The organism is Thioalkalivibrio sp. XN8 (assembly GCF_011058255.1).
GTDB lineage: Bacteria > Pseudomonadota > Gammaproteobacteria > Steroidobacterales > XN24 > XN24.
This window is the reverse complement of sequence record NZ_JAALFH010000021.1, coordinates 1-9,595: the sequence shown is the minus strand read 5'-3', so window position 1 is coordinate 9,595 and position 9,595 is coordinate 1. Positions and strand designations below refer to the sequence as shown.

Annotated in this window: 9 protein-coding genes; 7 read left to right on the top strand and 2 right to left on the bottom strand. The window is 71.9% G+C overall.

From position 1 onward, the window contains the following. The first annotated feature begins 18 nt into the window (after positions 1-18). The 5 genes from G6N75_RS02845 (at position 19) to G6N75_RS02825 (ending at position 7,557) form a co-directional block, all read left to right on the top strand. The gene (locus tag G6N75_RS02845) at positions 19-4,587 is read left to right on the top strand and encodes an autotransporter outer membrane beta-barrel domain-containing protein (protein WP_206202886.1); all 4,569 of its coding nucleotides are present in this window, start codon (positions 19-21) and stop codon (positions 4,585-4,587) included. Positions 4,588-4,620: 33 nt separating this feature from the next. Next, a complete protein-coding gene (locus G6N75_RS02840) occupies positions 4,621-5,400 on the top strand; it encodes an EcsC family protein (RefSeq protein ID WP_165346563.1) in 780 nt (259 codons plus the stop codon). Positions 5,401-5,433: 33 nt separating this feature from the next. Then, positions 5,434-7,008 (top strand): cation:proton antiporter family protein, encoded by a 1,575-nt coding sequence (locus G6N75_RS02835; RefSeq protein WP_165346562.1) that lies wholly within the window; start codon positions 5,434-5,436, stop codon positions 7,006-7,008. A gap of 78 nt (positions 7,009-7,086) precedes the next feature. Beyond that, a complete protein-coding gene (locus G6N75_RS02830) occupies positions 7,087-7,317 on the top strand; it encodes a hypothetical protein (RefSeq protein ID WP_165346561.1) in 231 nt (76 codons plus the stop codon). Between the two features lie 12 nt (positions 7,318-7,329). Beyond that, positions 7,330-7,557, top strand: coding sequence for a hypothetical protein (locus G6N75_RS02825; protein WP_165346560.1), 228 nt, complete (start codon positions 7,330-7,332; stop codon positions 7,555-7,557). Here G6N75_RS02825 and G6N75_RS02820 read toward each other — a convergent pair. After that, positions 7,521-8,444, bottom strand: coding sequence for a complex I NDUFA9 subunit family protein (locus tag G6N75_RS02820; protein ID WP_165346559.1), 924 nt, complete (start codon positions 8,442-8,444; stop codon positions 7,521-7,523). The genes G6N75_RS02825 and G6N75_RS02820 overlap by 37 nt on opposite strands. A 184-nt stretch (positions 8,445-8,628) precedes the next feature. Here G6N75_RS02820 and G6N75_RS02815 point away from each other — a divergent pair, with 184 nt between their 5' ends. Both G6N75_RS02815 and G6N75_RS02810 read left to right on the top strand, forming a co-directional pair. Then, on the top strand, positions 8,629-8,871 hold the full coding sequence (locus G6N75_RS02815; protein ID WP_165346558.1) for a type II toxin-antitoxin system Phd/YefM family antitoxin: 243 nt from the start codon (positions 8,629-8,631) through the stop codon (positions 8,869-8,871). Further along, positions 8,868-9,131, top strand: coding sequence for a Txe/YoeB family addiction module toxin (locus tag G6N75_RS02810; RefSeq protein WP_165346557.1), 264 nt, complete (start codon positions 8,868-8,870; stop codon positions 9,129-9,131). Before G6N75_RS02815 ends, G6N75_RS02810 begins: the two co-directional genes overlap by 4 nt. Positions 9,132-9,218: 87 nt before the next feature. Here G6N75_RS02810 and G6N75_RS02805 read toward each other — a convergent pair. Continuing rightward, a partial coding sequence (locus G6N75_RS02805; RefSeq protein WP_165346556.1) for an energy transducer TonB occupies positions 9,219-9,595 on the bottom strand: 377 nt, incomplete at its 5' end.

The following is a 9,595-nucleotide window of genomic DNA, read 5'->3' as shown; positions in this document are numbered from 1 at the left end:
GGCGGGAACGCGCAGCGCGTGGACGTCGAGAGCCACGGCCTGCTGTCCACGGCGGGCCAGGGCGCGGTCGGCCTGCTGGCGCAGAGCGTCGGCGGCGGCGGCGGCAGCGGCGGCTTCAGCCTGGCCGGCTCCGGCGCCGGCACGGGCGCGGGCACTTTCAGTATGGGCGGCGCCGGCGATGCCGGCGGGTACGGACACGAGGTCGGAGTCGTTTCCCACAGCGACATCTACACCCTGGGCACGGAAGCCCACGCCCTCTTTGCCCAGAGCGTGGGCGGCGGCGGCGGCAGCGGCGGCTTCAGCCTCGCGGGCGTCGGCGCCGGCACGGGCGCCGGCAGCCTCAGCCTCGGCGGCAGCGCCGGGGGCGGCGGCTACAGCCAGCGGGTCGACGTCGAGAGCCACGGCTTCCTCGCCACGGCGGGCGACGAGGCCATCGGCCTGTTCGCCCAGAGCGTGGGCGGCGGCGGCGGGAGCGGCGGCTTCAGCATCGCCGGCGCGCTGGGCGGCACCGGCGGCGGGGCCGTGAGCCTCGGCGGCAGCGGCGGCGACGGGGGCGACTCGGGCCAGGTGTGGGTGAACAGCAGCAGCGACATCCACACGCTCGGGCTGGAGTCCCACGGCCTGTTCGCGCAGAGCGTGGGCGGCGGCGGCGGCAAGGGCGGTTTCAGCATCGCCACGGCCTTCGCCGGCACGGGCGCCGGCAGCCTCAGCCTCGGCGGCAGCGGCGGCGGCGGCGGCACGGCCGAGCGCGTGGACGTCACCAGCAGCGGCTTGGTCCTGACCGAGGGCGAAGGCGCCGTCGGCCTGTATGCCCAGAGCGTGGGCGGCGGCGGCGGCAGCGGCGGCTTCAGCGTCGCCGGCACGGCCGCCAAGAGCGCGGGCGGCAGCCTCAGCCTCGGCGGCAGCGGCGGCGACGGCGGCGATGGCGGCGCGGTCAGCGTGGTCAACACCGGCAACGTCCGGACGGCCGGCGAGGACGCCGGCGGCATCATCGCCCAGAGCATCGGGGGCGGCGGCGGCAACGGCGGCTTCGCGCTGTCGGGTTCCTTCGGCGGCAAGGAAGCCAAGAGCATCGCGGTGACGGTAGGCGGCAGCGGCGGTAGCGGCGGCGACGGCAGCACCGTCCGGGTGGACAGCGGGGGCGAGATCCACACGGCGGGCCAGGATGCGCACGGGCTCTTCGCCCAGAGCGTGGGCGGCGGCGGCGGCAGCGGCGGCTCGGCCGTCAGCGTCGGCTTCGGCGTCACCGGCGAGCAGGGCTGGAACGTCAACGCCAGCGTGGCGGTCGGCGGCTCGGGCGGCGACGGCGGTATCGGCGGCGACGTCTTCGTCGGCAGCGCCGGGCAGCCGGTCGACGGGCTGATCACCACCCGCGGCGACGACGCCCACGGCATCTACGCCCAGAGCATCGGCGGCGGCGGCGGCACGGGCGGCTCGAGCACGGCCATCAACATCGACGTCGACCGGCCGAAGCCGGGCGAGGACGGCAACGGCGACGGCGAGGAGCAGCCCGAAGGCAACAGCCTGAACGTCAGCCTCTCGGTCGGCGGCAGCGGCGGCGACGGCAACACCGCCGGCAACGTCGTGATCGACAACGCCGCGGACCTCGGCACCTTCGGCGCCCAGTCCCACGGCATCTTCGCCCAGAGCGTGGGTGGCGGCGGCGGCGGCGGCGGTCGCGCCGCGGCGCTCAGCCTCTCGACCGGGGACTTGATGCCCTGGGCCGACATGCAGGGCGACAACTGGGGCCTCGACGTGGCGGTCGGCGGCTCCGGCGGCGGCGGCAACGACGCCGGCAGCGTCACCTTGACCAACCGCGGCACGATCTACACCGAGGGCGCGCTGTCGCGCGGCATCTTCGCCCAGAGCATCGGCGGCGGCGGCGGCAGCGGCGCGCAGGGCGTGCTGGGCACCGGCATCAACTGGGTGGACGACGCGCTGGAGGCGCTCAGCCCGATCCAGACCGCCTTCGCCATCAAGGGCATCATCGAGAACCCGACGGCGCTGCTGCCGAAGAGCGGCTCGCTGACGGTCGGCGGCGGCGACGGCGTGAGCGGCGATGCTGACGCGGTCTTCATCGACAATCTCGGCGATATCACCACCCGCGGCCTGTCCTCGCACGCCATCTACGCCCAGAGCGTGGGCGGCGGCGGCGGCGAGGCGCAGCTGTACGCGCGGGCGCGCGGCGAGGAGGACGAGAACGGCGCGGCCGAGGAAGCCTGGGTCGGCATCGGCGTCATCGGCGACCTGTTGCTCGGCGGCGCCGACGGCGCGGCCGGCGACGGCGGCCGGGTGGACGTGCTGCACTCGGGCAACATCTACACCGCGGGGCAGGCGGCCAGCGGCATCTACGCCCAGAGCGTGGGCGGCGGCGGCGGCCAGGCCGGCAGCGTCGAGGGCGGCCTTGCCGACCCGCTGCAGATCGGCCTCGGCTTCGAGTACCAGCGCGAAGGCGGCGGCGACGGCGCCGGCGGCTTCGTCAACGTCGAGAGCAGCGGCGCCATCGTTACCAGCGGCGAGGCCTCGGTCGGCATCTTTGCCCAGAGCGTGGGCGGGGGCGGCGGCGTGATCGGCAACGTCGGCGGCGTGGCCTTTGCGGGCAGCGTCGGCGGATCCGGCGCGGGCGGCGAAGTCAGCGTCAGCCACGCGGGCGACATCGTCACCAGCGGCGACGCAGCCCACGGCATCTTCGCCCAGAGCGCGGGCGGCAGCGTCGAGACGGGCGCCGCGGCCGGCCAGGTGACGGTCACGGTGGACGGCCGCATCCAGGCCTCCGGCGCCGACGCCAGCGGCATCCTGGCCCAGAGTGTCGGCGGGGGCGCGGGCGCGGAAGGCAACCATGGCAACGTCAGCGTGCGGGTCGAGGCCGGCGGCTCCGTCCTCGGCGGCAGCGGCAACGGCGCCGGCGTGCGGGTGCTGGACGGCATCGACAACGCCATCGCCAACTACGGCACGGTCGGCGCGCTGAGCGATCTCGCGGTGATCGCGGGGGCGGGCAACGAGGCGCTGGACAACCACGGCGCGCTCTACGGCGCCGTCGATCTCGGCGCGGGCAGCAACAGCCTGGTCAACCACACCGGCGGCGTGCTCCACACGGGCGCGGGCATCGAGCTCGGCGCCGGCAACACGCTGACCAATGCCGGGCGGCTGTCGCCGGGCGGCGACGGCGTGGTGGCGAGCACGGCCATCGGCGGCAACCTGCTGCAGACGGGCGCGGGCGCGCTGTCCATCGACCTGGACACGCGGAACATGACGGCCGACTACCTCGGCGTCAGCGGCGACGCCGGCCTCGACGGGCTGCTCGGGGTGCGGATGCTCGACATCGGCTACGTGATGCCGGGCAGCCACTCGCTGGTGCTGCTCACCGCGGGTGGCGGCCTGGTCGACCAGGGACTGGCGCTGCAGACCGCCGCGTCCGCCGTGGTCAGCTACGAGCTCGAGTTCGATGCGGACGAGGGGCTGGTGCTCCACTACCTGGTGGACTTCAGCGCGCCGGAAGGGCTCAGCGAGAACCAGGGCGCGCTGGGCGACTACGTCAACCGCCTGCAGGCCGCGGGCGGCTCCGCATCCTTCGCCCCGCTGGCGGCGCAGCTGTTCACGCTGCCCGACGGCGAGGCGGTGGGCGAGTTCTACGAGCGGCTGAGCCCGGCGCCGCACTTCGGCCCGGGCAACGCCACGCTGGCGGCGAACCAGCAGTTCGCCGACGGGCTGTTGAGCTGCCGGCAGCACGGCGGGCTGTACCGCTTCAGCGGCGAGACCGACTGCAGCTGGCTGCGGCTGGCGGGACGCCGGCTCACCCAGGACCGGGTCGGCGACGTCCCGGGCTTCGAGGAGGACGTGATCAACGTGGCCGGCGGCGCCCAGGAAGAGGTCAGCGAGAACCTGTTCGTCGGCGCGGCGCTGTCCTACGAGACCGGCCGGCTGAAGAGCGACGGCCTGGCCCGCACCGACCTCGACCGCTTCCAGGGCGGGCTGATGGCCAAGCAGCTGGCCGGCAACTGGCTGGGCGCGGCCGGCCTGACGGTCGGCTTCGGCCAGTACGATGCCGAGCGCTTCGTCGAGCAGCCGGACCCCGGCGTGGTGGCGACGAGCCGGCAGGACATGCGGTTCGTGGCGCTGCGCAGCCGCCTGGCCTACACGGTCGAGCGCGACGCCTGGTACTTCAAGCCGATGCTCGACGCCAACGTGACCTGGGCCGACTTCCACGGCTTCCGCGAGCGCGGCGCCGGCGGCGCGAACCTGGTCGTGGCCTCGCGCAGCGAAACCTACACCAGCGTCAACCCGGCGGTAGAGCTGGGCGTCGAGGTGCAGGCGGACGAGGCCGGGTTCACCCGGCTCTACGGCCGCCTCGGCGCGATCCATTACCTGTCCGGCACGCCGGAGATCACGGCCACCCTCGAGGGCGCACCGGCCGGCGTGGCGCCGTTCCGCACCACGGGCGAGCTCGACGAGACCTATCTCGACGTCGCCCTCGGCGTGGACCTGGTGCGCGGGCGCGATTTCGGCCTGAAGTTCGAGTACGCTGGTCAACTGTCGGGCGACACCGAGCAGCACGGCGTGCAGCTGAAGTTCGCGCGCCGGTTCTGATGAGGGGCCAAGCTGGAGGACGCGCACAACACCATGACTCTCGCGTCCCAGGACCTCGCCGAGCTGCGCCGGGCGAAGAAACTGCTGGAGAAGCCCGGCCTGGTGGTGCGGGTCAGCGGCGTCATCGGCGCGCCGGTGGAAAAGGGCCTGCGGGCCCTGCCCGGGCCGCTGGCCCGTTTCGTCGGCTACCTGGCGCGCAAGGGCATCGAGAAGGCCTTCGGCACTGCGCTCTACACTCTCGGCGACCGGCCGCGCGGCAAGCCCTCGAACCGCGGCCACAAGGCGGCGGCGATGCTCTCGGGCGCGGTCGGCGGCGCCTTCGGCCTGCCCGCGCTGTTCCTGGAGCTGCCGCTGGCCACCACCATCATGTTGCGCTCGATCGCCGACATCGCCCGCAGCGAGGGCGAGAACCTGCGCGATCCGGAGACCAAGATGGAGTGCATCCAGGTGCTGGCGCTGGGCGGCCGGGGCACGGGCGACGACGCGGCCGAGACGGGGTATTTCGCGGTGCGGGCCGGGCTGGCGAAGGCGGTGAGCGACGCGGCGAAGCATCTGGCGGCGCGCCAGGTCACCGCCAAGGGCGCCCCGGTGATCGCGCGGCTGATCTCGCTGGTGGCGGCGCGGTTCTCGGTGGTGGCCTCGAAGAAACTCGTGGCCCAGGCCGTGCCGCTGCTCGGCGCGTTCGGCGGCGCCACCATCAACGCGCTGTTCATCGCCCACTACCAGCGCATGGCGCGCGGGCACTTCACGGTGCGGCGGCTCGAGCGCGAGTTCGGCACGGACGCGGTGCGGGCGGCCTACGCACAGTTATAGAATGACAGCCAGGGAGCAGGAAGCACCGGAGCCATGTTCGAAGTCATCTGCGTCACTTTCGCCTTTTTCTTCGGGCTGGCCGTCAAGCAGGTAGGGCTGCCGCCGCTGGTCGGCTTCCTCGCCGCCGGCTTCGCCATCAACTTCTTCGGCCCCGCGCTCGGCCTGCCCGAGGAAAGCGGCGACATCCTGAAGTACGTCGCGCACCTGGGCGTGCTGATGCTGCTGTTCGCCGTCGGGCTGAAGCTGCGGCTCGGGCAGATCACCCAGCCGCAGGTGCTCGGCGGGGCGCTGATCCACTTCGGCATCAGCACGACCGTGTTCACCCTCGGCCTGGCCCTGTTCCTCCAGGTCGACTGGAACACCGCCCTGCTGCTGGGCATCGCGCTGTCGTTCTCCTCCACCGTGTTCTCGGCCAAGATCCTCGAGGCCAAGCGCGACATCGGCGCCTTCTACGGCCGCACCGCAATCGGCATCCTGATCGTGCAGGACATCATCGCGCTGGTGGTGCTCGCCATCTGGGGCGGCCAGGCGCCGACGCCGTGGGCGCTGGGCCTGCTGGCGCTGCCGTTCCTGCGCCCCGCGCTGCACTGGCTGCTGGACTTCACCGGCCACGACGAGCTGCTGGTGCTGATGGGCATGCTGTTCGCGCTGGTGCTGGGCGGCATGGGCTTCGAGAGCGTGGGCCTGAGCTCCGAGATCGGCGCGCTGGTGATGGGCCTGCTGTTGTCCACCCACCAGCGGTCCAAGGAACTGGCCGAGGCGATCTGGGCGCTGAAGGAAGTGTTCCTGGTCGGCTTCTTCCTGCAGATCGGCATGTCGGGCCTGCCGGGCTGGGGCGAGCTCGCCTTCGCTCTCGCCGTCGGGCTGGTCCTGCCGCTCAAGGGCCTCCTGTTCTTCTTCATCCTCCTGATGTTCCGGCTGCGCGCGCGCACCGCCTTCATGGCCGCGGCCAGCCTCACCGCCTACAGCGAATTCGGCCTGATCGTGGCCGCGGCGGTGCTGCCCGAGTGGCTGGTCCCGCTGGCCATGGCCGTGAGCCTGTCCTTCATCGTCGCCGCCCCGATCAACCGCTTCGCCCCGGCGCTGTTCGACCGCCTCGAGCGCCGCCTGGAACGTTTCGAGCCCTCGAAGGTGCACGTCGACGAGCTGCCGACCGACCTCGGCAACGCCCGCATCCTGATCCTCGGCATGGGTCGCACCGGGACGGCCGCCTACGAGCACCTGCGCCCGTCGTGCGACCGCATCGTCGCCATCGACGCCGACCCCTACAAGATCGACAGTCACCGGGAGGCCGGCCGCAACGTGCTGTTCGCCGACGTCGAGGACACGGGCTTCTGGCGCGGGCTCGACGTCTCCCACCTCGAAGCCGTGATCCTCGCCATGGACAGCGTCGAGGCCAAGGAATTCGCCGCCCGCGCGCTGCGCCGCAAGGGCTTCGAGGGCCCGATCGTCTCGCATGCCCTGTTCGAAGAGCACCTCGAGCGCCTCAAGAGCGCCGGCGCGACCCAGACCTACCTCACCATGCGCCAGGCCGGCATGGGACTCGCGCAGCAGGCCGCGCGCTCTATCGATCTCGACCTGGCGCCGTCGGAGGAGGGCGGCACCTAGGCATCCGGGGGCTTTCTCGCGGGGATCTGTATTTATTCCGGGTGTCGGCCTTGCGAGCCGAGATGAACACTTCCCGGGATGGATTTCGATATCGTCAGCGACATCCTGGGGATCGAGACGATCGCTCGCGGGCGCGGCATCAGGGAGTTGCCTCGTCTGCGCAAGCGCTATGGTCAAGGCCGGTGGCGCAAGCGAAAAGGTTATGCTGAAGTACGACTGCCGGATGGTGAAACTCTGCTTGCTGAACTCCACTGGTATGAGGCGGCCGGCATCGGCCGGCGAGAATTCAAGATCAAGCGGCTCTTCTGAGAGCAGAACGAAATGACAAGCACATCCAAGCGCCTGTTCATCTGCCTCGACAACGCGGGTTGCGAGGCGTCGCTCGAGCGCCTGAAGATCTACGTGGCTCTTCCTGACTCGACGGCGGAGAGCAAGGGGCAGCTGCGAATCGTGGACGAGTCCGGGGAGGATTATCTTTACCCGGCCGATCGCTTCGTCGTGGCCGACCTGCCTCAGGCAACCCGCCGCGCGGTGCTCGAACTGGCGTGATTGTCTAACCACTCGAGCGCCCCGCGCGGCTCGATGCCGAGATCGGCGAAGCCGGGCCGGTCGCCGCGCGGCACGTTGTCGCGGGCCATCAGCACCACCTGGTCGTAGGTCAGCGGCGGGTTGGGCAGCACGCCCATCAGGGTGGCGAGGATGCGCCAGGCGAACATCGGCAGCGGCATCAGCAGCCGGCGCCGGCCATGCGCCGCGAGCACGCCTTCGACCAGCTCGCGATAGCTCAGGGTCTCGCCGCCGCCGAACTCATGGACCGGCGCGGGCGGGTCCTCGTCGGCCAGCAGGCGCTTGACCGCCTCGGCCAGGTCGTCGGCCAGCACCGGCGCCAGCCGGACGCGGCCGCTGCCGAACAGCGGCACGACGGGCATCCGGGTGGCGAACTCCAGTCCCTCCAGCAGCGCGTCGTTGCGGCCGAACAGCACGCTGGGGCGCAGCATCCCTGCCGCGGGGAAGGCCGAGCGCACCATCTCCTCGCCGCGCCAGCGCGCGCGCACGAAAGCCGAGGGCGATTCCGGTTCCACGCCGAGGCCCGAGACATGCAGCAGGCGGGTCACGCCGTGCGTCCCGGCATGCTGCGCCAGGTCGGCGGCGCCGCGCACATGCACGTCCTCGAAGGTCGGCCCGCCGCGCTTCTCCACGTACAGGCTGACCGCGTTCACCACCGCGTCGGCGCCGCGCAGGGCGGGCGCGAAGCTGCCGGGGTCGGTGATGTCGGCGGCGACCAGCTCGAGCTCGTGCCCGGCGCCGGCCCAGTCCGGCAGCGCCGGGTCGCGGGCCACGATGCGCACGCGCCCGCCGGCCTCGGCGAGGTGGCGGGCGATGCGGCTGCCGAGAAAGCCGGTGCCGCCGAAGACCGTGGTGCGGAAGGCAGGCATGGCCAAAGCCTAGGACATGGGCGCGCGGGCTGCAGTGAAGGCGTTTCTGCAATAACGCCAGAGAATCCCGATCGTCGCAGCCCCCCGGGGCTCGTCGTACCATGCGACAGGACGTGTCCGTACCACTTGACGTACGTACGTGATCGCGTACCATGGCTCCGTCCCAGTCCGGAGGGTAGATGAAATGCCCGGTATCACTGCCAGCGAGGCGCGCGCGAATCTCTACCGGCTGATCGACGAGACGGCCGCGTCGCACCAGCCGTTACGAATTTCCGGCAAGCGCAACAATGCGGTGCTGGTGTCCGAGGAGGACTGGGAGGCGATCCAGGAAACGCTCTTCCTGCTGTCCGTTCCCGGCATGCGCGAATCAATCCGCCAGGGCATGGAGATGCCGATCGACGAGTGTGCCGAGGCGCCTGACTGGTGAGCTGGCGCGTCGTCTACACGCGACACGCGCTAAAGGATGCAAAGAAACTGGCAGCCGCCGGCCTGAAGCCCAGGGCTGAAGAACTACTGGCGCTGCTGGCGGAAGACCCGCTGCGGAACCCGCCGCCCCTGAAGAAACCCGTCGGCGACCTGGCCGGCGCGTACTCGCGCCGCATCAACATCCAGCACCGGCTCGTCTACGAGATTCTCGACGAGGAGCGCGTGGTCAAGGTGCTGCGGATGTGGACCCACTACGAGTAGCGAGCGGCGACTCAGCCCCAGAGCATGCCCACCAGCCGGCAGCGCCGGATCGCGGGCCACGATGCGCGCGCACCCGCCGGCCGGCCTTCAGCGCAGGAAGAACTCCACCGGCACGATCAGCTCGAGCCGCTCCTGGCCGAGTTCGTCCGGCATGGGCGGCAAGGGCTGGGCGCGCTCGATCATTGCCAGCACTTCCTGGTCCAGCACCGGGTAGCTGCTGGATTGCTCGAGCCGGTACTCGAGCACCGTGCCGGCGCGATCGACCACGAAATACAGCAGCACCGTCCCTTCCTGGCGCCGCAGGCGCGCCCGGCGCGGGTAATGCTTGTGGCGCTCGAGCCAGGCCAGCACCGTGGCGGCATAGTCGCGATTCGCCCCCGGCAGGCCGCCTGCGGCCGCGGCCTCGCCGCTGCCGGTCTCCGTGGCGTCGCGCGGGCCGTCGCGACCGGTGGTCGAGCCGGCCG

Bases quoted from the DNA above. Each gene is read 5' to 3' on its own strand.
- G6N75_RS02840 (WP_165346563.1), top strand. From the start codon at position 4,621: ATGACTCTCGCGTCCCAGGACCTCGCCGAGCTGCGCCGGGCGAAGAAA.
- G6N75_RS02835 (WP_165346562.1), top strand. From the start codon at position 5,434: ATGTTCGAAGTCATCTGCGTCACTTTCGCCTTTTTCTTCGGGCTGGCC.
- G6N75_RS02830 (WP_165346561.1), top strand. From the start codon at position 7,087: ATGGATTTCGATATCGTCAGCGACATCCTGGGGATCGAGACGATCGCT.
- G6N75_RS02825 (WP_165346560.1), top strand. From the start codon at position 7,330: ATGACAAGCACATCCAAGCGCCTGTTCATCTGCCTCGACAACGCGGGT.
- G6N75_RS02820 (WP_165346559.1), bottom strand. From the start codon at position 8,444: ATGCCTGCCTTCCGCACCACGGTCTTCGGCGGCACCGGCTTTCTCGGC.
- G6N75_RS02815 (WP_165346558.1), top strand. From the start codon at position 8,629: ATGCCCGGTATCACTGCCAGCGAGGCGCGCGCGAATCTCTACCGGCTG.